Source organism: Neisseria sp. P0021.S007, from assembly GCF_051956855.1.
The window spans coordinates 1-988 of record NZ_JBQCXA010000181.1 but is presented as its reverse complement, the minus strand read 5'-3'; the positions used below and the strand labels follow the sequence as shown (position 1 = coordinate 988).

Annotated in this window: 1 protein-coding gene; it reads left to right on the top strand. The window is 51.6% G+C overall.

Annotated features, from left to right (window positions below; genetic code table 11):
* A partial coding sequence (locus ACTHUR_RS12055) for an RNB domain-containing ribonuclease (RefSeq protein WP_440398726.1) occupies positions 1–988 on the top strand: 988 nt, incomplete at both ends.

The following is a 988-nucleotide window of genomic DNA, read 5'->3' as shown; positions in this document are numbered from 1 at the left end:
ACAAAAAGGTGTGCCGACAAAAATCGAAGCTTTGGCACATGAATTGTCGATTACAGAAGATGAATATGAATTCTTCGAGCGCCGTCTGAAAGCGATGGCACGCGATGGCCAGGTGTTGATTAATCGACGTGGGGCGGTGTGTGCGGCAGAAAAATTGGCATTGGTTAAATGCCGTGTCGAAGCGCATAAAGACGGTTTTGGTTTTGCCGTGCCGCTTACGCCGACAGGTGAGGGCGATTTCGTCTTGTATGAGCGTCAGATGCGCGGCGTGATGCACGGGGATATTGTTACCGTGCGTCCTGCCGGTATCGACCGCAGAGGCCGTCGCGAAGGTACGGTTTTGGATGTGGTGGAGCGTGCGCAGTCTAAAGTGGTCGGCCGTTTTTATATGGATCGCGGCGTGGCGATTTTGGAGGCAGAAGACAAACGTTTGAATCAAAGCATTGTTTTGGAACCTGAAAGTGTAGCGCGCTTTAAACCGCAATCCGGTCAAGTCATTGTTGGTGAAATTGAGACTTACCCCGAGCAAAACCGCCCTGCCGTAGCGAAAATTATTGAAGTATTGGGTGATTATGCCGACAGCGGTATGGAAATCGAAATCGCCGTGCGCAAGCACCATTTGCCGCACCAATTTAGCGAAGCGTGTGTCAAAGCTGCGAAGAAAATTCCCGATCATGTGCGTAAAACCGACTTGAAAGGGCGCGTGGACCTACGAGATTTGCCTCTGGTAACCATCGATGGCGAAACTGCGCGGGACTTTGACGATGCGGTTTTTGCCGAAAAAATCGGCCGCAATTACCGCTTGGTGGTGGCGATAGCCGATGTCAGTCATTATGTCCGCCCTGATGACACGATTGATGTAGATGCTCAAGAACGCAGTACCAGCGTGTATTTCCCGCGCCGTGTGATTCCGATGCTGCCGGAGAATTTGTCCAACGGCATCTGCTCGCTCAATCCTGATGTCGAACGCCTGTGTATGGTGTGCGAT